Source organism: Arthrobacter sp. NPDC056886 (assembly GCF_042788715.1).
Taxonomy (GTDB): Bacteria; Actinomycetota; Actinomycetes; order Actinomycetales; family Micrococcaceae; genus Arthrobacter.
This window is the reverse complement of the sequence record NZ_JBHUBT010000004.1, coordinates 55,177-74,053: the sequence shown is the minus strand read 5'-3', so window position 1 is coordinate 74,053 and position 18,877 is coordinate 55,177. Positions and strand designations below refer to the sequence as shown.

The following is an 18,877-nucleotide window of genomic DNA, read 5'->3' as shown; positions in this document are numbered from 1 at the left end:
TTTGTAGCCTATGCCTACGGATCGGCCAGGGGACCTCTTGGCCATAAAAAATAACTTCAGCTATCGTGCGGTCGGCTTCTGCCCTAGCGGTTCGTGGACATGCCCTGTCCCTGGGCCGCGGCCAGGACTTCCGCCAGGGTCGCCATGGAATTGTCGCCGGGTGTGGTCATTGCCAGTGCGCCGTGGGCGGCGCCGATGTCTACGGCCTCCTGGACCGAGAGTCCCTGCAGCAGGCCGTAGATCAGGCCGGACGCGAAGCCGTCGCCCCCGCCAACCCGGTCCAGAATCTCCAGGTCCGTCCGCTCCCGGGACGTGACGGTTCCCGCGACTGATGTGTGGCACATGCCGTGCCAGTCGTTGCGGCTGGCGCTGCTGACTCGACGGGTGGTGGTGGCGACCATGCCCAGGTTGGGGAACCGGGCCAGTGCCCGGGACGCGATTGAGGTAAATCGCGGCGTGCCAGCCAGGGACTCGGGGGGAGCCTCGATGCCAAGCCTGTCGACAAAGTCCGTTTCACCTCCAATGACGACGTCGGCGGCTTCGGCGAGCTGCGTGAAGACGGACGCTGCCCGCTCCTGGCCTCCGTGGTCTGCCCACAGGCTGGGGCGGTAGTTGAGGTCAACGGAGACAACCGTGCCATGCTTCCTCGCGGACGCCATGGCGGCGATCGCCGTTGCGCAGGAGTTTTCGGAGAGCCCCGCGAATATGCCGCCGGTGTGCAACCAGCGGACGCCGCGGACACCGAAGAGGTCCTCGAAGTCCACGTCCTCCGCGCGCATCTGTGACACCGCCGTGTTTCCGCGGTCGGAGACGCCGCGCGCGCCGCGGATGCCAAAGCCCCGTTCCGTGAAATTCAGCCCGTTGCGGGCATCACGCCCCAGCCCGTCGTAGGGAACCCACTTGATAAGGGAGGTGTCCACGCCGCCGGCGCGGGCCAGGCTTTCGATGAGGTGCCCGATGTCGTTATCGACGAGCGCTGACAAGGCCGCCGTCCGCTGCCCGAAGACATGGCTCAGGGCCCGGATCGCGTTGTACTCGCCGCCGCCCTCCCAGACGTCGAATTGCCGGGCCGTGCGGATCCGCCCGGCGCCAGGGTCCAGGCGGAGCATGATCTCACCCAGCGCCAAGGCGTCGTAGGCCGCGTCGGCCTTGACCGTCAGGGGCATCAGATCGATCCCTTGTTCATGCGGCGGTGGTCGGCCAGCGCTGACCGGGTTTCAGCGCACAGCCGGGCTATTTCCTGGAAGTTGCCGGCAACAATCGCGGCGCGCGGGACCATCCAGCTGCCCCCGGCGGCGAACACCGCGGGATGGTCGAGGTAGGCGTTCACATTGTCCGGGCGCAGGCCGCCGCTGGGCATGAAGTGCACGTCGGGGAAGGGGCCGGAGAGTGCGCTGAGCACCGGCAGGCCGCCTGCCTGTTCGGCGGGGAAGAACTTCACGTGCCGGAGCCCGGCGGCTACGGCGGCCTGCAGTTCTGAGGCTGTGGCGACTCCCGGGATCGCGGTGACTCCGCGTTCACGGCACCGAGTAACGACGTCGGTTCCGAACCCGGGGCTGACGACGAACTTCGCGCCCGCGTCGGCGGCGAGATCCACGTCCGCGGCGTTCAGCACCGTGCCGGCACCGAGCAGGAGATCGGTGCGCCCGCGAAGCGCCCTCAGCGCCTCCAGGCCGGCTGGCGTGCGGAAGGTGATTTCGGCGCAGGGGATGCCGCCCGCAACCAGGGCGTCGGCGAGTTCGTTGGCCCCGGCCGGGTCGTCCAGGACCACTACCGGAACGATCTGGATTTCAGCGAGCATCCCGGTGACGGTGGCTGTGGAGGTGTGAGTCATCGTCCCAGCCATCCGCCGTCCACTGACAGTACCGTGCCCGAGACGTAGTCCGAGGCAGGGCTGGACAGGAAGACGACGGCCCCTGCCATGTCGTCGGCAGTCCCCCAACGGCCTGCCGGAATCCGGTCCAATATTGCTTTGGACCGGCTGGGGTCGTTGCGCAGTGCCTCCGTGTTATCTGTGGCGATGTATCCGGGGGCGATGGCGTTGACGTTGATGCCGTGGGCCGCCCACTCGTTGGACAGCGCCTTGGTCAGTCCGGCGATGCCGGATTTGGCGGCGGTGTAGCCGGGGACGTTGATGCCGCCTTGGAAGCTGAGCAGGGACGCGGTGAAAATGATCTTGCCGCCGGCGCCGCGCTGGATCATGGCCTGTCCGATTTCGCGGCTCAGCACAAACTGCGAGGACAGGTTCACCTGCAGCACGTGGTCCCAGAGATCGTCCGAGTGCTCTGCCGCGGGTGCCCGCTCGATGGTGCCCGCGTTGTTGACGAGGATGTCAACGGGCCGGTCCATGGCGGCGAGTTCGGCGCCAAGGGCGCCGACGGCGGCCCGGTCCGAGAAGTCGACGGTGCGGGCGGTGAATTCGCGCCCGAGTGACTCGACCGCCTGGGCGACCTCGCTGCCCTCGGGCTCCAGGGTCGCGCTGACGCCGATGATGTCGGCTCCGGCGGCGGCCAGGGCCTCGGCCATTGCCCGGCCCAGCCCGCGCTTCGCGCCGGTGACAACCGCAAGCTTCCCGGTCAGGTCGAAGGGATGTGTGCTCACGCCGGCACCGCCTGGCAGTCGACCAGGATCTTCATGGCGTCGCCGGCCGCGAGCCGGCTGAAGGCATCCGCGGTCCGCTCGAGGGGTACGGTTCCGGTGATCATCTGATCGGCCGGGATGATCCCGGCGGCCAGCAGCTCCACCGCCGTTTCGAAGTCCCGGCGTTCGTAGACCCGGGCGCCCACTAGGGTCAGTTCGCGCCAGAACACCCGCTGAAGGTCCACAGGCCGGGGCTGGGGGTGGATGGCGACGATCACCAGCCGGCCGCGCACCTTTGCCAGCGCGGTCGCGCCGAGCACCGCGGCTGCGGCCCCGGAAACCTCGAAGACGACGTCGGCGCCGGCGCCGCCGGTCCACGTGTTGACCCATTCGACCTGGTCCTGCGTCCGCGGGTCCAGTACTTCAAAGCCCAGCTCTTGAATCATGGCGCGCCGGTCGCCGTCGAGCTCCAGCACAACAACCTCGGCGCCGGCGTGCCGGGCGGTGGTGGCGATGAGGACGCCGATGGGTCCGCCGCCGATGACCACGGCTTTCTCGCCCGGTTGGATATCGGCGCGGCGGACATCGTGGACCGAGACCGCGACAGGTTCAACAAGGGCTGCGTGATCCAGGCGCAGGGACTCCGGCAGCCGGACAAGGACGGTCTCCGGGACGTTCCACTGCTTCTGCAGCGAGCCGGCCGAGTCGATGCCGATGAAGTTCAGGTTCTGGCAAATATGCTGATGCCCGGCCTTGCACGCGGGGCAGTCGCCGCACCAGTCCAGGGGCATGACCGTGACGGGGTCGCCAATGCTCCAGCCGCTGACGCCTTCGCCGAGAGCCGAGATGCGGCCGGACATTTCGTGGCCGATGATCGCCGGAAAGGTGACCCTGGAGTCCATGTTGCCGTGCAGGATGTGAAGATCTGTCCCGCAGATTCCCGTGAAGGCGACGTCGATCTGGACCTCGCCCGGCGCGGGCGGGCGTTGGCTGCTTTCGACGATGTTGATGGTGCTGTTGCCGATATATGTTGCCGCTGGCATGTCTTTTTCCTTTGCTGGGAGGCTTTGCGGGGCCGGGCCTGGCCCGGCCCCGCGGGTGACTTAGACGCTGACGGGAGCGGCGTTCCTGGCTTTAGCCCAGTACGTGCCTGCCGGGAAGGAGAACTCGGCGAGGGTGGACTCAAACATCTCGGCGCTGTAACCGGGAAGGGACGGCAGGACGTACGCGCCGTCGCGCACGATGCAGGGATCGACGAAATGCTCGTGGAGGTGGTCAACGAACTCGGTGACCCGTCCCTCCAGGCTTCCCGAGACGGCAACGAAGTCGAAGACCGACAGGTGCTGCACCAGCTCGCAGAGGCCCACGCCGCCGGCGTGCGGGCAGACCGGGACCCCGAATTTGGCTGCCATGAACAGCACGGAGAGGACCTCGTTGACGCTGCCCAGCCGGCAGGCGTCCAGCTGGCAGTAGTCGATGGCCTCGGCCTGGAACAGCTGCTTGAAAAGGACACGGTTCATGCCGTGCTCGCCGGTGGCCACGCCGATGGGGGTCACGGCCTTCCGGACCGCGGCATGCCCGAGGATATCGTCAGGGCTGGTGGGCTCTTCGATCCACAGCGGCTTGAATTCGGCCAAGGCGCTGACCCACTCGATCGCCTCCGGAACGTCCCAGACCTGGTTCGCGTCGATCATCAGGTGGGCGTCGTCGCCGATGACTTCGCGGGCGATTGAACAGCGGCGGATGTCGTCCTGAAGGTCGGCGCCGACCTTCAGCTTGATGTGGCGGTAGCCCGAGTCCACGGCCTCCTGGCAGAGCATGCGGAGCTTGTCGTCGGAGTAACCGAGCCAGCCGGCAGACGTGGTGTAGGAGGGGTAGCCGGAAACATCCAGCTGCGCGATCCGGTCCTTGCGTGTTCCTTCGAGGTTCCTCAGTAGCTCCAGTGCTTCGTCGCGCGTGAGCGCGTCCGAGAGGTAACGCATGTCCGCAGCGTTGACGAGCTCTTCCGGCGTCATCTCAGCCAGCAGCCTCCACAGCGGCTTTCCGGCCCGGCGTGCGGCCAGGTCCCACACGGCGTTCATGACCGCGGCGAGGGCGAGGTGAATGACGCCTTTCTCCGGCCCGAGCCAGCGCAGCTGGGAGTCGGACTGCAGCTCGCGATAGATGCCGCCCAGGTCCGAGGTGATTTCTTCGACGTTCCGTCCGATCAGCGGCAGCGCGCGCTGCTCGGCGGCGGCCACACAGAGGTCGTTGCCGCGGCCTATCGTGAAGGTGAACCCGTAGCCCGAGAGCTCCGGGTTGTCGGTGTGGAGGACGACGTAGGCGGCGGAGTAGTCGCCATCCTTGTTCATGGCGTCCGAGCCGTCCGCGGTCAGCGATGTGGGGAAGCGGACGTCTACGACGTCGACCCCGGTGATGACTGTCATTTTGATTCCTTAGCGAATGAGCTGGTGAGTGCGGGCGTGGCGTTCCATAAGGGATGCGCTGAGATCGAATCCTATAGGAATGTTCATAATTATATATAGGGTGTGATCTGAGTCAAGCAATTGCCCCTGCCGCGGGGCCGCACCCGGATGGCCGCAGGTGCGATCGTGTGTGATGTGCTGGGCAGCGGCCGATCACATATGCTTCGTTTAAGCCACACACTCGGAGGGACGGAAGGGTTTCATGCCAAATCGGGCGCCCGCAGATCAAGCCAAGGTCCCTACGAGCGAGGTGTACACGTTGCTCCGCGCGGCCATCATGTCCGGGGAAATCGCGCCGGACTCGCGGATCAATATCGAGGCTATTTCGCGGACCTTTGGCGTGTCCCAGACCCCGGTTCGTGAGGCGTTGCAGCGCCTTGAAGGCGACAACCTGATTAACTACGCACCGGGCAGGGGCTACAGCACCACGGCGCTGCTGGATCTTCAGGGCCTGCATGACCTCTTTGAGTTCCGGCTGCTGGTCGAACCCTGGGCGGCCCGGGCGGTAGCGGTGGACAGGCTTTCCAACCCCGGAACCCAACTCCTCCATGAGGTGGAAAAGTTCGCCGACACGGCGGCTGAGGACCAGGACCTGCGCCAGGACATGGTGGCGCACGATGCGCGGTTCCACGAATTGATCCTGACGGCCACCGGAAACCCGGTCATCGGGCAGGCCTACGCACAGACCCACTGCCACCTGCACATATTCCGGCTGTACCCCCGGGACCTGTACCGGGCTGAGACGGTCGATGAGCATCGACGGATTGCCACCGCCGTCGCCAACGCCGAACCGGAGCAGGCGGAGCTGGCGATGTCCGACCACATCAAAAACTCATTTGGACGGTTTTCCGTGGCCTTTGATGTCAGTGCAGGATCCCCGACGCTGGTCCACACGAAGCGGCCGCCGCTCCGGCTCCAGCGCTAGGGCTACATCACCGTGCCGACCATCCACGGAACGAATTCCTTGTCGCCATAGCCGAAGTCTTCGCTCTTGGTGTGGGTCCCCGAGGCAACGTCGAGGATCGTCCGGAAGATTTCCTCTCCAAGGTCCTCGATGGTGGTAGTGCCGTCAGCCACGCCGCCACAGTTGATGTCCATGTCCTCGGTCATGCGGTCATAGAGTTCGGTGTTTGTTGCGAGCTTGATGCTGGGCACCGGAGCGCATCCGAACGCTGATCCGCGGCCGGTGGTGAAGCAGACCAGATTGGCCCCGCCGGCCACGATGCCGGTGACGGACACGGGATCGTGGCCAGGGGTGTCCATGAAGACGAACCCTTTGGACGTGACGGGTTCCGCGTACTCCACGACGTCGGCGAGGGTGGTGGTGCCTCCCTTGGCGACGGCGCCCAGGGACTTTTCGAGAATGGTGGTGAGGCCGCCCTCCTTGTTGCCCGGGGACGGGTTGTTGTCCATGGATCCCGAGTTTTTCGCGGTGTAGTCGCGCCACCAGTCGATGCGTGCCAGCAATTTGTGGGCCACGGCCTCGGTGGCCGCCCGCCGGACGAGCATGTGCTCGGTGCCGTAGATTTCGGGGGTCTCGCCGACGATCCCGGTCCCGCCTTGATGGACCAGACGGTCCACGGCGTTGCCGAGAGCGGGATTGGCCGTGATCCCGGAGTAGGCATCGGAGCCGCCGCAGTTGGTTCCGAGAATGAGCTCGGAGGCCGGGACGGTGGTGCGCTTCGTCTCGTTGACCTGCCCCAGCATGCCGGTGAGCCAATCGATGCCGGCGGCAATGGTCTTCGACGTGCCGCCGAGCTCCTGGATGGTCGAGTAGACGATGGGCAGGTCCGGGCGGAGCTGGACGTCCCGGGTCAGTTGATTGATCTGGTTGTCTTCGCAGCCGAGGCCCAGCACCAGGAAGCCGCCGAAATTGGGATGGGTGAGGTACCCGCTCATGGTCCGGCGGAGGATGTCCATCCCCTCGCCCTCCTGGGCCATGCCGCATCCGGTGCCATGCGTCAGGGCAACGATGCCGTCGACGTTCTCATACTGGTCCAGGACACCCGAGTACCGGAGGCGTTGGACGATCTGGCTCGCTGCCGTGGCGGAGCAGTTGACCGTGCTCAGGACGCCGATGTAGTTCCGGGTTCCCACCCTGCCGTCCGAGCGGACGTAGCCCTGAAAGGTTGCCCGCTCGCTGAGGGGCAGGACGGGTTCAACCTTCGCGTCCACGCAGAACTCGTACTCGCGGTCGAATTCCTTGTAGTCAAGATTGTGCAGGTGAACGTGGTCCCCGGTGCTGATGTCCGACCGGGCGAAGCCGATGATCTGGCCGTACCGGCGGACCGCGTCGCCCTCGGCGATGTCGCGCACGGCCACCTTGTGGCTGCGCGGAACCGCGGCGGCCAGCGTCACCAGCTGGTCGCCGGCGCTGGCCGTTGAGGCGACCTGCATGTCCTGGGTGGTGATGGCCACGTTGTCTTCGGTATGAAGGTGGATGAGGGGCGCAATGGCAGTGGCCACGGGGATGAACCTTTGTTCGATGTTTGGCAGGACGGATTCGAATCGGGCCGTCGATGATGCGGGCACGTCCGGGCCGTAGGTTATGCACGGGATAGGGGCGTCCGGTGGGGGTATGCCCACCGGACGCTGAAGGGGAGCCGGAGTCCGGTGGCCGGAGAACGGCGGGTAGAGAAGGGCCGCTAGAGTACCTTGCTCAGGAACCCCTGGGTTCGTCCGTGCTGAGGGGCGGAGAAGATCTCTTCCGGCGTGCCTTCCTCGACGATCCGTCCCTGATCCATGAAGATCACGCGGTCGGCCACTTCCCGGGCGAAGCCCATTTCGTGGGTGACAACCACCATGGTCATGCCCTCATTTGCGAGGTCCTTCATCACGGCCAGCACTTCGCCGACAATTTCGGGGTCGAGCGCCGAGGTGGGTTCGTCAAACAGCATGATTTTGGGATCCATCGCCAGGGCCCGGGCTATGGCGACCCGCTGCATCTGACCGCCCGACAGGTTCCCGGGGAAGGTGTCCATCTTTTCCGCGAGGCCCACCTTTGTCAGCAGCATTTCAGCCTTGGCGCGGGCTTCCTCCTTGGAGGTCTTGCCCACCTTGAGCGGGGCAAGCATGACGTTGTCGATGACTTTCAGGTGCGGGAACAGGTTGAAGTGCTGGAAGACCATCCCCGCCTCCTGCCGGACCAGATTGATATTGGTCTTCGAATCGTCCAAGCGGTGCTTGTTGATGACGATGCTGCCCGAGGAGATCGTCTCCAGGCCGTTCATGCACCGGAGGAAGGTGCTTTTGCCGGATCCTGAGGGGCCGATGACGCACACCACCTCACGCTCGCGGATGTGGCAATCGATGCCCTTGAGCACATGGTTCGGCCCGAACTTCTTATTCAAATTCTCAACAAAAATCATTGTGCATTCCGATCTAAATGCCCGCGGGCTCTGGAAGTTTGAGGGGATCGACATGGACGCCGGTGCGCTTTTCGTAGAGTCGGCCCAGCCGCGAGATGCCGTAGCAGATGACGAAGTACATGGCGGCGACCACCAGGAACGTCTTGATGGGGTCACCGGTGAGGTTGGTGACGATGTTCCCTGCATGGGTCAGTTCGAGAAGGCCGGTGACGGTGACCAGCGACGAATCCTTGACCAGGCCGATGAGGAAGCCGATGCCCGGCGGAACCATGATCTTCACGGCCTGGGGAAGGATGACGTAGGTCAGTTTCCGCCAGTAGTTAAGGCCCAGGGCATCCGCCGCTTCGCTTTGTCCCTTGGCCACGGCTTCGATGCTGCCGCGCACGATCTCGGCTACGTAGGCTGCGGCGAAGCAGGTCAGTGCGATGACAGCTGAGGAGAATTTGTCCGGTTCCAGGCCGGGAAACAGCAACGGGATCCCGAAGAAGACGAAGAAGATGATGACCAGAACGGGAATGCCGCGCACGCAGCTGATGTAGATGGTGCTGACCCATCGCGCGATCCTGCTCGGCGACGTACGGGCGATGCCGAGAATCAGGCCAAAGAAGACTCCGAGAATGCCGGATACGGCGCAGAGCTGAATGGTCAGCCATGCTCCCTGGAGCAGCGGAATCAGGTCCTGCCAATCGAAGGGCCTAAACATGGGTGCCCACCGCCCACCGGAACAGCGTTGTTTCGGCCCGTTTGGAGGCCAGCGACATCAGTGCTGATACCCCGAGATAGAGCAGTCCGCCGACGGCGAGTACCTCGATGGTTCGGTACGTCGTGTTGCTGACGCTCATGATCGCGTTGGTCAATTCAGGAAGCGAGATGATGGATCCAATCGACGAAGCCAGGAACAGCAGAATGAACTGGTTGGTCAGTGCGGGGAAGACGTTTCGCGTGGCCGGCAACAGGATGATGTAGCGCACGATCTGGCCAGACTTCATGCCCAGCGCTTTGCCAGCTTCACGCAGGCCGTGGGGCACCGATTCGAAACCGGCCCGGTAGATTTCCGCCGTGTACGCAGCGTTGTTCAGGGTCAGGCCGATGATGGCGGCCCAGACGGGCTCGAGGTTGATGCCCAGGGCGGGAAGTGCGAAGTAGATCAGGTACAGCTGCACCAGCAGGGGCGTGTTGCGGATGGCCTCGATGTAGCAGGTGCACAGAATGCTGAGCGGTTTTCCGGGCCCGACCTTCCCCAGGTACACGAGAACGCCGAGGGCGCTTCCCGCCAGCATGGCCACGAGGGTGATGTACAAAGCGGTCCAAAGCCCCTCGAGTAACAGCGAGCTGTACGGGAGAAGGTCTCCGAAATATAGAGCCATGAGCAGGGGATCCTATCCGTGAACGGCAGGCGTGGGCGGCGACTGCACGTCAGCCACCCACGCCTGAGGGCGCGTTCGAATGCTGTTTAGTGGGCGAGGAACGGGGGGAGGGACAGCCCGAACCACTTCTGCAAGGAGGCCTCGTTCTGCCCGGAGATGTTGTAGTTCCGGAGGAAGTTGTTGAGGTAGTTGAGCCAGGTCTGGTCGCCCTGCTTGACCCCGATGGAGAACAGCGCCGGCTTGATCGGATCACCCTTCAGAACCTGGAACGCGGACGGTTCTTTCTTTACGAGCCCGCCGACAATTGCGTTGTTTTCAATCAGCGCGTCCACCTTGCCGCTCTTGAGCGCCTGGATGGAGTCCGCCGTCGTGTTGAAGCCGGTGATCTTTGCGTTGGGGAAACTCGCCTTGAGGATCTGCTCACCAACGCTGCCCCGTGACGTGGCCACGGCTTTGCCGTCAAGGTCCGCGTAGCTGGAGATCGGGCTTCCCGCGGGCACCATGAAGACAGTGGAGCTCGCGGCATACGGCTCGGACATGTCCACCACTTGGGCGCGCGCATCCGAAGCAGTGAAGGTGGCGATCACGGCATCAGCCTTATCGGTCTGCAGCAGGGGAATGCGGCTTTCATTCGTGGCGGTAACGAACTCGACCTTTGCGCCGAGCGAGGCGCCGAGGGCATTGGCGACGTCGATGTCGAAGCCCTCGTGGGTACCGGAGGAATTCATAACGCCGTATCCCGGGGAGTCGGCGCTGACGGCGATCCTGACGGTCTTCGACTTGAGAATCTGGGTGAGATGGCTGTCTCCAACGGCACCTGTTGCGGCACCGGATCCGTTTGAAGCGCCGCCGGAAGAGCAGCCCCCCAAAGTAAGGGCCAAGGCGACGGCCGGAACAAGAAGCAACTTCGGCGTTGCTCTGAACATGAGTACTCTCCTGGTGATTATTTACTGCGTACGGAAGCGGACTGTGACAGCGTTCCGGGATCCCGGGCTGATAGCGCCGCAGGAGATCCTGTAGGAATATGTAGTATCATATATGCAATGTGATCTAGGTCAAGTCTTTGTTTGAGCGGCCTGCTGCAGCCTGGCCGGCGGGGTGACCCGCCATGCTGGGCGCTCACGATCTCGACGGCTACTGAAATGAGGGGCGAGTGACGATATCAACCGCAGGCGACGCAACGATGGCGAAGGTCGCTGCCAGCGAGGTGTATTCAGCCCTGCGCCAGTCAATACTGGATGGCGACATCGCTCCGGGTACGCGCATCAACATCGACGCGGTCTCCAGGCGGCTGGGCGTGTCCCAGACCCCAGTCCGCGAGGCGCTGCAGCATCTGGAGGGCGACAACCTGCTGGTGTACTACCCCGGCCGGGGCTACAGCACCACGCCCCTGTTGAGCCTGCCGGAGCTTCGTTCCCTGTTTGAGTTCCGCTTGCTGGTTGAGCCCTGGGCGGCGCGATCGGCAGCAGTGGACCGGCTGTCCAATCCCTCGGCTGCCCTGCGGGCGGAACTTGAGGTGCTCGAGCGGCAGGTGGATGACACCGTCAACGTACGCCAGGACCTGCTGGCCCACGATGCACGCTTCCACGACCTGATCCTGGCCTCTGCCGGCAACCCGGTGGTCCAGCAGGCGTACGTCCAGACGCATTGCCACCTGCACATGTTCCGGCTGTACCCCTCGGACCTGGACAGCGAGGTCACCCTGATGGAGCACCGCGGCATCCGCGACGCCATTGCGGCCGCGGATCCGGTAGCTGCCGAGGAAGCCATGAGCGCGCACCTCCGGAGCTCCTTCCATCGTTTCGCCCGCGCCTTCGGCGCTGGGCCGGTCGCGTTGCCCGCCGCGTTGCCGGGCGCCGCGCTCGGACGAATGACACCCTGACGCCCAGCAGCATTTGATCCGGGTCACATTGCATATATGATGCGATGCATCCATATATGATCCGATCCGCTCAGGAGATAGAGACTTCATGGCACCGACGATTTCCAGCACCACCCGCGACGAGGCCTCAGTGAGAACCAGCGTCGAGGAACTGAACGCGACTGTTGAGAAGGCGCACGAAGCGTTCCTGCTCGGGCGCCGCGCCGATTTGACCACCCGGGCAGGATGGCTCGAGGCGGTGGCTGCGGCCCTGGAAGAGGACATCGACGTCCTGGTTCCGCTGGCAGCCCGCGAGACCAACCTCGGCGTAGCCAGGCTCCAAGGCGAACTGAAGCGCACCGTTTTCCAGCTCCGGCTGTTCGCCGCGGAAGTCCGCTCCGGTGAGCACCTTGACGCGACCATCGACCATGCGGATCCCGGCTGGGGGATGGGCGCCCGGCCTGACCTGCGGCGGATGAATGTCCCCTTGGGTGTTGTGGGCGTCTTCGGCGCATCCAACTTCCCGTTTGCCTTCAGCGTCATGGGCGGGGACAGCGCATCGGCCCTCGCAGCCGGATGTTCCGTTGTCTACAAGGCCCATGAGGGCCACCTTGGACTCTCGCTCCGCACGGCCGAAACCGTGCAGCGCGCCCTCCGGGAGGCGGGCGCTCCGGCCGGTCTCTTCACCCTGATCGCGGGCCGGGCGGCGGCCGAAGCGCTCGTAGACCACCCGCTGGTTAAGGCCATCGGCTTCACCGGGTCCACGGCGGGGGGACGCGCCTTGGCGGAACGGGCCTTCGCCCGGGCGGAGCCGATTCCATTTTATGGAGAGCTCGGCGGCATCAACGCCGTGTTCGTGACCGAAAAGGCCTGGTCGGCGCGCAAAGACAGCATCCTCAGCGGCTACGCGGCGTCACTCAGCCTCGGCATGGGGCAGTTCTGCACCAAACCGGGACTCCTCTTTGTCCCCGCGGGGACGACGGCGGAAGTTGCCGAGGCACTGCGCACAGCGTTCACGGACTTCGAGCCGGCGCCGCTGCTCACCGAACGGCTGCACGAGGGCTACCGCAACGCCGTCAAGGAGGTTGCCGGACAGCCTGGCGTGGAACCGCTGGTGGAGGGCACGTTCGACGCCGCCCCGATGCCGACCGTGCTGCGCGCGGCCAGCGCTGCGGTGTTCGAACAGCCCGAGCTGCTGCGCCAGGAGATGTTCGGCCCGGCCAGCCTCCTGGTTGAATACCGGGAGGAATCCGAGCTGACGGCGCTCGCCGAACTGCTCGAGGGCCAGCTGACCACCACGCTGCAGGCTGAGGCGGACGACGACGTCAGCGAACTCGCGGCCCGGCTTGCCGACATCAGCGGACGGGTTCTCTGGAACGGCTGGCCCACCGGCGTTACGGTCAGCTTTGCCCAGCACCACGGCGGCCCCTACCCGGCCACGACGTCGGCCACGACGTCCGTGGGGACGGCCGCCGTCGGGCGCTTCATGCGTCCGGTGGCGCACCAGGATTTCCCTGCCGCCCGGCTGCCGGAACCACTTCAAGACACGAACCCCTGGTCGGTGCCGCAGCGCATCGACGGAACCTGGACCCGACCGCAGCCAAAGGTGGATGCCCGATGACTATTCCTAGCGAAAACCTCCCGCAGCGCCTGACGATGAGGGACGTGCTCCCCGAGGACGCCGGGAACGCCGTGTTGATCGGACGTGTCTGGGACGTTGAAACCCGGGGCCCGCGCGTCGCGGCCTTCCGCGGGGAGGATGCCTTCGACCTGCAGCCCATCACCGCCACGGTGTCGGACCTGCTCGAATCCAGGACCCTCCTCGCCGATGTCAAAGCGGCCATGACAACGCCCCGCTGGCGCACGGCGGACATCATCGACGCGTCTCTTTCCAGGGACCCTGAGCGCTCCCATTTGCTGGCCCCGGTGGATCTGCAGGTCATCAAGGCCTGCGGAGTGACCTTCGTGGACAGCATGATCGAACGCGTCATCGAGGAACGATCCGGCGGCAACCCGCAAAAGGCCGCAGACATCCGGGGCCGCGTCGGCGCGGCCCTTGGCGGCAGCCTGGCAGGAGTCCGGCCTGGCTCGAAAGAAGCCGTGGAAGCCAAGAAAGTGCTGATCGAGGAAGGGCTCTGGTCCCAGTACCTCGAAGTGGGCATCGGTCCAGACCCGGAGGTCTTCACCAAGGCCCCCGTGCTCTCCTCGGTCGGAACAGGCGCCATGATCGGGATCCCCTCCTTCTCGTCATGGAACAACCCGGAGCCGGAGCTGGTGCTCCTAGTCAACTCGCGCGGGGCCGCCGTAGGGGCAACGCTCGGCAACGACGTGAACCTGCGCGATGTAGAGGGCCGCAGCGCCCTGCTGCTGGGGAAGGCAAAGGACAACAACGCGTCCAGCGCGCTGGGTCCCTTCATCCGCCTCTTTGACGAGGACTTCACCCTGGAAACCCTGCGGACCGAGGAAATCCTGCTCAAAGTCCAGGGCCCGGAAGGCTACCTGCTGACCGGGAACAGCAGCGTCGGCCGGATCAGCCGCAGCTTCGAAGAACTGATTTCCGCGACGCACGGCGACCACCACCAGTATCCGGACGGCTTCGCCTTGTACACCGGCACGCTGTTCGCCCCCACCCAGGACAGGGGCGAGCCCGGCCGAGGATTCACTCACCAGATGGGTGACACCGTGGAAATTTCCAGCTCCCATCTGGGGACCCTGATCAACGAGGTGGGACCTACCGAAGAGCTGCCGCGCTGGAGCTACGGCATCCGTGATCTGCTGGGCTATCTCCAGCGCACCGGATCCGCCACCACCCTGCCGACCTCGGCAGTGGGGGACTGACCGGGGGAGCAGCTGGGCACCTGTGCCGTGGCGACGTGGGCCGGTCCCGGCGCGCCACGGCACAGGTCTCATCTCATTCTTAGACCGCTTCGCTGAGCTTCTCAGACCGCTTCGCGGAACTTCTTAGGCCGCTTGGCGGAACCCTTAGACCGCTTCGCGGAGCCAGGTTTCGACGCCGGAGATGTGGACCGTCAGCAGGGCCCGGGCCAGCTCGCCATCGCCGCGAGCCAGCGCCTCCACAATGGCCGCGTGCTCGTCAACGGTTCGTGCCACCGCGCGTTCCTCGGTCAGGCCGCGCCAGATCCGGGCCCGCACGGTGCCGCTGGAGAGGCCATCCAGCAGGGTTGCGAGGTAGCTGTTGCCGCTGGCGTGGGCAATGATGCGGTGGAATTCCAGGTCGTGGGAGACCAGTTCCTCCACCGAGGTGTCTTTCCGGACCGTGGCCATGCTTGCCCGCAGCAGGGCCAGCTGGTCATCGCTGATCCGGCTGGCGGCGATGGATGCAGCTGCCGGCTCCAGGATGCGACGGACCTCGAAGAGCTCAAGTACTGAGGTGTCCTGGTGCAGGTCCACGATGAACGCCATCGCTTCTGACAGCAGCCGCGGCTCCAGGCTCGTGACGTAGGTGCCGTCGCCCCGGCGCACATCGAGGACGCGGATAATCTCGAGGGCCTTGACCGCTTCGCGCAGCGAGTTCCGGGACAACCCGAGCTGCTCGCTGAGTTCCTTCTCCGGCGGTAGGCGCTCTCCTGCCGTGAGCCGTCCATCGAGGATCATTTCCTTGATCCTCAGAATCGCTTCGTCGGTGACGGTCATGAGGGCCGGGCCGCGGGCAGCCGAAGTGCCTGGAGGCCGCCGTCAACGGCCAGGGAGGTGCCCGTTGTGGAACCCGAAAGCGGGCTGGCCAGGTAGACAACAGCGCCCGCGACCTCGTCCGCAGTGACCAGCCGGCCATGCGGCTGCCGCCCGTTCAGCGCCATGCGTTCGGCCTCGGGATCGACGGCGGCGTCCAGCAGCCGCCCGACCCAGGGCGTGTCCGCGGTACCGGGGTTGACGCAGTTGACGCGGATGCCTTCGCGCAGGTGGTCAGCAGCCATGGCCTGGGTCAGGGAGAGCACAGCCCCTTTGGTGGCGCTGTAGAGGGCGCGTTGGGGCAGCCCGGCGGTGGCGGCAATGGAGCAGGTGTTGACTATGGCGGCCGACGGCGACCTGCGCAACAGTGGCAGGGCGGCCCGGGTAACCCGGACCATCCCGACCACGTTGATGTCCCAGACGCGGTGCCATTCGTCGTCGTCGTTGTCCTCCACAGTGCCCAGGGCACCCATGCCGGCGTTGTTCACAACGATATCCAGCCGCCCAAACGAGGCCCGCACCGTCTCGATGGCGGCGCGCACGGACGCATCGCTGGCGACGTCGCAGACCAGGCCGAGTTGGCCGTCCGGCAGACCGGTGGGGCGGAGGTCCAGCACGGCAACTGTGGCGCCGAACTCCTGCAGGCGGGCGGCAATGGCGGCGCCGATCCCGGATGCCCCGCCGGTGACGACGGCGACGAGCCCATTCATTTCCTGGCCCATTCAGGCCTCCTTGCTGTGCTGGTGCTGGTGGCTACTTCGAGGCGGGTGCGGGGGTGGCGCCGGCCCGGACAGGCGCTCGCGGGACAGGGGTGCGCACGTAGGTCTGACGTTGTCTTCCCAGCCCCTCGATCTCGAGATCGACGACGTCGCCGTCCTGCAGGTAGGGGAAGCGGCCGGAGAGGGCCACGCCTTCCGGGGTGCCGGTGAGGATGACGTCCCCCGGTTCCAGCAGCATGTACTGGCTTACGTGGTGCACCACCGTCGCGACGTCGAAGATCAGGTCCGCGGTGTTCGAGTCCTGGCGCGCTTCGCCGTTCACCCAGCTGCGCAGCCGCAGGTTTCCGGCGTCCACTTCATCAGCCGGCACCAGCCAGGGCCCCAGCGGGGTGGACTTGGGCAGTGATTTGCCCTTCGTCCATTGCCCGGCGGCGCCCGGAAGCTGATATTCCCGCTCGGAGAGGTCATTGGCCACAAGGTAGCCCGCGACCGCGGTCATCGCCTCTGCGGGAGTGTCCAGGTAGCTGGCTTCCCTGCCGATGACGATGCCCAGCTCGACTTCCCAGTCGTACTTGCGGCTGCCCGGCGGTATCGGGGCGTCGTCGTAGGGGCCGGCGACGGTGTTGTTCGGTTTCAGAAAGACCACCGGGGTAACAGGTGCAGCGGACCCCGACTCAGCAGCATGGGCGGCATAGTTCATGCCGATGCAAATCACGTTGTTGGGCCGGGCGAGCGGGGTTCCCACCCGCAGACCGGCTGCCCCGGGCAGATCGGGCAGGGCGCCTGCCATGAGGGCGGAGCGGAGCCGGGCAACGCCGTCGGCCGCCAGGAAGGCCCCGTCGATGTCGGCGGTGATGGTGCTCGCGTCGTATGCCTTTTCCTCGCCGTTCGCCGCCGCAGCGTAAATGACGGGTATTTCCTGTCCTGCCGGTCCCAGCCGTGCGATTTTCACTCTGTCGTATCCCTTCGGGCGCTTCCTGGGTGCGTGACGCAATTTGTCGCGGACTGCGAAGCACAGCAAACATCGGAGTTATGAGCGGATATGGTCATTTTCTAGTCCATATCTTCAGTCAATACTAGCGGCGAATTGAGCATGGGCAAGTAATACATCCGATGTTTCGTATCCCTCCCCGCCCGCGCCTTGCCGCGAACGCCGGGGACAGGGCGGCTTCCCATTCGGGCGCGAACAAGGAATGATCGTATTGATCAGTAGACTTACTAATTTGGATTGCGACTGAAGGAGCGAACATGAGGGCACTTACGTGGCAGGGAAAGCGGTCAGTCAGCGTGGAGATGGTTCCGGATCCGGTCATTGAGCAGGGGACAGACGCCATCGTTCGGATCACTTCAACGGCGATCTGTGGCTCAGACCTTCACCTGTATGAGGTCCTTGGCCCGTATATGAAGGCCGGCGACATCCTGGGCCACGAACCCATGGGTGTGGTTGAGGCGGTCGGCTCCGAGGTCAGGAACCTCAAGCCGGGCGACCGGGTGGTCATCCCCTTCAACATCTCGTGCGGCCATTGCTGGATGTGCAAACAGGGCCTGCAGTCCCAGTGCGAGACCACCCAGGTCCATGCCCACAACAGCGGGGCAAGCCTGTTCGGGTTCTCCGAGCTCTACGGCTCGGTCCCCGGCGGACAGGCGGAGTACCTGCGCGTGCCCCACGCCGACTACGGACCGATCAAGGTGGGGCACGAGCTGCCCGATGAGCGCTACCTCTACCTCTCCGATATTCTTCCCACCGCCTGGCAGGGCGTGAAATACGCGGACGTCCCCGCCGGCGGCACACTGGCCGTCTTTGGGCTCGGGCCGGTGGGGCAGTTCGCCAGCCGGGTCGGCCGGCACCTGGGCCAGCGGGTCATCGCCGTCGAGCCGGTTCCGGAACGCCGCCGCATGGCAGAGCGGCACGGAGTGGAAACGATTGACTTCACAAAGGACGTTGGTGACCAGCTGCGCGATATGACCAACGGAAGGGGCCCTGACGCGGTGGTCGACGCCGTCGGCATGGAAGCGCACAATTCGCCCGTCGGCGCCTTTGCACAGAATGCGGTGGGGCTCTTGCCGGATGCCCTGGCAAAGAAGGCCATGGAGACTGCCGGCGTAGACCGCATGACGGTCCTCCACGCGGCGATCGACTCCGTGCGCCGGGGCGGCACCGTCTCGCTCAGCGGGGTGTACGGGGGCACAGCGAGCCCCATGCCCCTGCTGTCCATGTTCGACAAGCAGATCCAACTGCGGATGGGCCAGTGCAACGTCCGCCGGTGGACGGACGAGCTGCTCCCGCTCGTGGAAGATCCCGCAGACCCGCTCGGCGTCATGGACCTGAAAACACACGAGGTTGACCTCGACGGCGCCGCGGCCGCCTACGAGATCTTCCAGAAAAAGGAAGACGGCTGCATCAAGGTGATCCTGAAGCCGTAGCGAAGATGCGCCCGCTTCTGGTGATTGCCTAACGTCCTCCGTCAGGCCGGATCCAGGCGCAGCTGGGCTCCCGATTCGGGAGGAACGGGAGCCCAGCCATCTCATTGGGAGGTGATTGTTGAAGGTCGCCCGGGCCTGCGCGTTGCCATGCGCAGGCAGTGGAAATCGTGGTGTCAGAAACGTGACCGACTATTCCGTTTACAGGGCATGGGGTCAGTGCCATGCTGAACGCATCACGGCCGATTGGGCTGTGGTCGAACGGGGGGTAACGATATGCAATGGAGCATGCCGAAGCCAGGGAATCCTTGGCCGCATGACATGGTGATCACGGTAGATGACCATCCCCTTTCCCTGAATTTCCTACTACTCGTACGAGCCCAGTTCTGGGCCACGGAATGCGACT

General features: G+C 65.1%; 18 protein-coding genes. 5 read left to right on the top strand and 13 right to left on the bottom strand.

Annotation, left to right across the window (positions count from 1 at the left end; genetic code table 11):
• Window positions 1-83: 83 nt before the first annotated feature.
• Genes ACFRJ8_RS08505 through ACFRJ8_RS08485 form a run of 5 tightly spaced genes read right to left on the bottom strand, consistent with a single transcriptional unit; the run spans window position 84 to window position 5,006 of the window.
• The gene (locus ACFRJ8_RS08505) at window positions 84-1,166 is read right to left on the bottom strand and encodes a sugar kinase (RefSeq protein WP_377985677.1); all 1,083 of its coding nucleotides are present in this window, start codon (window positions 1,164-1,166) and stop codon (window positions 84-86) included.
• Entirely contained in the window at window positions 1,166-1,834 is a 669-nt protein-coding gene (gene eda, locus ACFRJ8_RS08500) for a bifunctional 4-hydroxy-2-oxoglutarate aldolase/2-dehydro-3-deoxy-phosphogluconate aldolase (protein WP_377985676.1), read from the bottom strand. Before eda ends, ACFRJ8_RS08505 begins: the two co-directional genes overlap by 1 nt.
• Window positions 1,831-2,601: a 2-dehydro-3-deoxy-D-gluconate 5-dehydrogenase KduD gene (kduD, locus tag ACFRJ8_RS08495; RefSeq protein WP_377985675.1), complete on the bottom strand. Its 771-nt coding sequence runs from the start codon at window positions 2,599-2,601 to the stop codon at window positions 1,831-1,833. The genes eda and kduD overlap by 4 nt, the downstream gene beginning before the upstream one ends.
• Window positions 2,598-3,623: a zinc-binding dehydrogenase gene (locus tag ACFRJ8_RS08490; RefSeq protein ID WP_377985674.1), complete on the bottom strand. Its 1,026-nt coding sequence runs from the start codon at window positions 3,621-3,623 to the stop codon at window positions 2,598-2,600. Before ACFRJ8_RS08490 ends, kduD begins: the two co-directional genes overlap by 4 nt.
• 60 nt (window positions 3,624-3,683) lie before the next feature.
• Complete coding sequence (locus tag ACFRJ8_RS08485) at window positions 3,684-5,006, bottom strand: L-fuconate dehydratase (RefSeq protein ID WP_377985673.1); 1,323 nt, start codon at window positions 5,004-5,006, stop codon at window positions 3,684-3,686.
• 241 nt (window positions 5,007-5,247) lie between these two features.
• Here ACFRJ8_RS08485 and ACFRJ8_RS08480 point away from each other — a divergent pair, with 241 nt between their 5' ends.
• Window positions 5,248-5,970 carry a GntR family transcriptional regulator gene (locus ACFRJ8_RS08480; RefSeq protein WP_377985672.1) on the top strand — a complete coding sequence of 241 codons (723 nt, stop codon included), beginning with the start codon at window positions 5,248-5,250 and terminating at the stop codon, window positions 5,968-5,970.
• Window positions 5,971-5,972: 2 nt separating this feature from the next.
• Here the strand turns inward: ACFRJ8_RS08480 and ACFRJ8_RS08475 are convergent, their stop codons facing one another.
• The 5 genes from ACFRJ8_RS08475 to ACFRJ8_RS08455 form a co-directional block, all read right to left on the bottom strand.
• On the bottom strand, window positions 5,973-7,511 hold the full coding sequence (locus ACFRJ8_RS08475) for a UxaA family hydrolase (protein ID WP_377985671.1): 1,539 nt from the start codon (window positions 7,509-7,511) through the stop codon (window positions 5,973-5,975).
• A gap of 179 nt (window positions 7,512-7,690) precedes the next feature.
• Window positions 7,691-8,413, bottom strand: a complete 723-nt coding sequence (locus tag ACFRJ8_RS08470; RefSeq protein ID WP_377985670.1) for an amino acid ABC transporter ATP-binding protein — start codon at window positions 8,411-8,413, stop codon at window positions 7,691-7,693.
• Between the two features lie 13 nt (window positions 8,414-8,426).
• Window positions 8,427-9,116: an amino acid ABC transporter permease gene (locus tag ACFRJ8_RS08465; protein ID WP_377985669.1), complete on the bottom strand. Its 690-nt coding sequence runs from the start codon at window positions 9,114-9,116 to the stop codon at window positions 8,427-8,429.
• Window positions 9,109-9,780, bottom strand: a complete 672-nt coding sequence (locus ACFRJ8_RS08460) for an amino acid ABC transporter permease (RefSeq protein ID WP_377985668.1) — start codon at window positions 9,778-9,780, stop codon at window positions 9,109-9,111. Before ACFRJ8_RS08460 ends, ACFRJ8_RS08465 begins: the two co-directional genes overlap by 8 nt.
• Window positions 9,781-9,866: 86 nt before the next feature.
• Window positions 9,867-10,706 carry a transporter substrate-binding domain-containing protein gene (locus ACFRJ8_RS08455; protein WP_377985667.1) on the bottom strand — a complete coding sequence of 280 codons (840 nt, stop codon included), beginning with the start codon at window positions 10,704-10,706 and terminating at the stop codon, window positions 9,867-9,869.
• Window positions 10,707-10,933: 227 nt separating this feature from the next.
• On the opposite strand from ACFRJ8_RS08455, the gene ACFRJ8_RS08450 reads away from it, so the two are divergent.
• From ACFRJ8_RS08450 to ACFRJ8_RS08440, 3 genes are all read left to right on the top strand, one after another.
• Window positions 10,934-11,662 carry a GntR family transcriptional regulator gene (locus tag ACFRJ8_RS08450; RefSeq protein WP_377985666.1) on the top strand — a complete coding sequence of 243 codons (729 nt, stop codon included), beginning with the start codon at window positions 10,934-10,936 and terminating at the stop codon, window positions 11,660-11,662.
• Between the two features lie 88 nt (window positions 11,663-11,750).
• Window positions 11,751-13,262: an aldehyde dehydrogenase (NADP(+)) gene (locus ACFRJ8_RS08445; RefSeq protein WP_377985665.1), complete on the top strand. Its 1,512-nt coding sequence runs from the start codon at window positions 11,751-11,753 to the stop codon at window positions 13,260-13,262.
• Window positions 13,259-14,479 carry a fumarylacetoacetate hydrolase family protein gene (locus ACFRJ8_RS08440; protein WP_377985664.1) on the top strand — a complete coding sequence of 407 codons (1,221 nt, stop codon included), beginning with the start codon at window positions 13,259-13,261 and terminating at the stop codon, window positions 14,477-14,479. The genes ACFRJ8_RS08445 and ACFRJ8_RS08440 overlap by 4 nt, the downstream gene beginning before the upstream one ends.
• A gap of 144 nt (window positions 14,480-14,623) precedes the next feature.
• Here ACFRJ8_RS08440 and ACFRJ8_RS08435 read toward each other — a convergent pair whose 3' ends face one another.
• From ACFRJ8_RS08435 to ACFRJ8_RS08425, 3 genes are read right to left on the bottom strand one after another with little or no spacing between them, the layout of a single operon-like run.
• The gene (locus ACFRJ8_RS08435; protein ID WP_377985663.1) at window positions 14,624-15,295 is read right to left on the bottom strand and encodes a FadR/GntR family transcriptional regulator; all 672 of its coding nucleotides are present in this window, start codon (window positions 15,293-15,295) and stop codon (window positions 14,624-14,626) included.
• Window positions 15,292-16,053 carry an SDR family NAD(P)-dependent oxidoreductase gene (locus ACFRJ8_RS08430; RefSeq protein ID WP_377985662.1) on the bottom strand — a complete coding sequence of 254 codons (762 nt, stop codon included), beginning with the start codon at window positions 16,051-16,053 and terminating at the stop codon, window positions 15,292-15,294. Before ACFRJ8_RS08430 ends, ACFRJ8_RS08435 begins: the two co-directional genes overlap by 4 nt.
• A 31-nt stretch (window positions 16,054-16,084) precedes the next feature.
• The gene (locus ACFRJ8_RS08425) at window positions 16,085-17,002 is read right to left on the bottom strand and encodes a fumarylacetoacetate hydrolase family protein (protein WP_377985661.1); all 918 of its coding nucleotides are present in this window, start codon (window positions 17,000-17,002) and stop codon (window positions 16,085-16,087) included.
• A gap of 296 nt (window positions 17,003-17,298) precedes the next feature.
• Here ACFRJ8_RS08425 and ACFRJ8_RS08420 point away from each other — a divergent pair, with 296 nt between their 5' ends.
• Window positions 17,299-18,474: a zinc-dependent alcohol dehydrogenase gene (locus tag ACFRJ8_RS08420; protein WP_377985660.1), complete on the top strand. Its 1,176-nt coding sequence runs from the start codon at window positions 17,299-17,301 to the stop codon at window positions 18,472-18,474.
• Window positions 18,475-18,877 lie beyond the last annotated feature (403 nt).

Coding starts and splice junctions, on each gene's coding strand:
- ACFRJ8_RS08505 (WP_377985677.1), bottom strand. CDS start 1,166: ATGCCCCTGACGGTCAAGGCCGACGCGGCCTACGACGCCTTGGCGCTG.
- eda (WP_377985676.1), bottom strand. CDS start 1,834: ATGACTCACACCTCCACAGCCACCGTCACCGGGATGCTCGCTGAAATC.
- ACFRJ8_RS08490 (WP_377985674.1), bottom strand. CDS start 3,623: ATGCCAGCGGCAACATATATCGGCAACAGCACCATCAACATCGTCGAA.
- ACFRJ8_RS08485 (WP_377985673.1), bottom strand. CDS start 5,006: ATGACAGTCATCACCGGGGTCGACGTCGTAGACGTCCGCTTCCCCACA.
- ACFRJ8_RS08480 (WP_377985672.1), top strand. CDS start 5,248: ATGCCAAATCGGGCGCCCGCAGATCAAGCCAAGGTCCCTACGAGCGAG.
- ACFRJ8_RS08470 (WP_377985670.1), bottom strand. CDS start 8,413: ATGATTTTTGTTGAGAATTTGAATAAGAAGTTCGGGCCGAACCATGTG.
- ACFRJ8_RS08465 (WP_377985669.1), bottom strand. CDS start 9,116: ATGTTTAGGCCCTTCGATTGGCAGGACCTGATTCCGCTGCTCCAGGGA.
- ACFRJ8_RS08460 (WP_377985668.1), bottom strand. CDS start 9,780: ATGGCTCTATATTTCGGAGACCTTCTCCCGTACAGCTCGCTGTTACTC.
- ACFRJ8_RS08455 (WP_377985667.1), bottom strand. CDS start 10,706: ATGTTCAGAGCAACGCCGAAGTTGCTTCTTGTTCCGGCCGTCGCCTTG.
- ACFRJ8_RS08445 (WP_377985665.1), top strand. CDS start 11,751: ATGGCACCGACGATTTCCAGCACCACCCGCGACGAGGCCTCAGTGAGA.
- ACFRJ8_RS08440 (WP_377985664.1), top strand. CDS start 13,259: ATGACTATTCCTAGCGAAAACCTCCCGCAGCGCCTGACGATGAGGGAC.
- ACFRJ8_RS08435 (WP_377985663.1), bottom strand. CDS start 15,295: ATGACCGTCACCGACGAAGCGATTCTGAGGATCAAGGAAATGATCCTC.
- ACFRJ8_RS08430 (WP_377985662.1), bottom strand. CDS start 16,053: ATGGGCCAGGAAATGAATGGGCTCGTCGCCGTCGTCACCGGCGGGGCA.
- ACFRJ8_RS08420 (WP_377985660.1), top strand. CDS start 17,299: ATGAGGGCACTTACGTGGCAGGGAAAGCGGTCAGTCAGCGTGGAGATG.